This is a genomic window from Pseudomonas sp. HY2-MNA-CIBAN-0224 (genome assembly GCF_040310285.1).
GTDB classification, from domain to species: domain Bacteria; phylum Pseudomonadota; class Gammaproteobacteria; order Pseudomonadales; family Pseudomonadaceae; genus Aquipseudomonas; species Aquipseudomonas helleri.
The window spans coordinates 1-261 of sequence record NZ_JBEOPQ010000641.1; the positions used below are offsets into that span (position 1 = coordinate 1).

At 40.2% G+C, this 261-nt stretch carries 1 protein-coding gene; it reads right to left on the minus strand.

Going from position 1 to position 261, the window contains the following annotated elements:
• The coding region (locus AAEZ03_RS27885) for a putative quinol monooxygenase (RefSeq protein WP_350583154.1) at positions 1-212 on the minus strand (212 nt) is incomplete at its 3' end.
• Positions 213-261 lie beyond the last annotated feature (49 nt).

The window sequence follows — 261 nt, forward strand, 5'->3', positions numbered from 1 at the left end:
TGCTGCAACGACTCGTTGTTTTCCCAAATCTCATAAACGATGAAACCAGTCATATTCGCATTATCTTGATGCAAGATATATTGAATACAACCTTGATCCGCTTGTGATGCTGCGGTTAGTGTCAGCAGCTCAGATTTGACCTGCTCGGCATGCTCAGGTTTAGCTTTAATAGTGGCAACGATAGTCAGTGGTTTGTTTGCTTGTGTGTTCATAAATGCTTCCTATGTTCAAATATTGGGATTGTTTTAGACGGTATAAAAC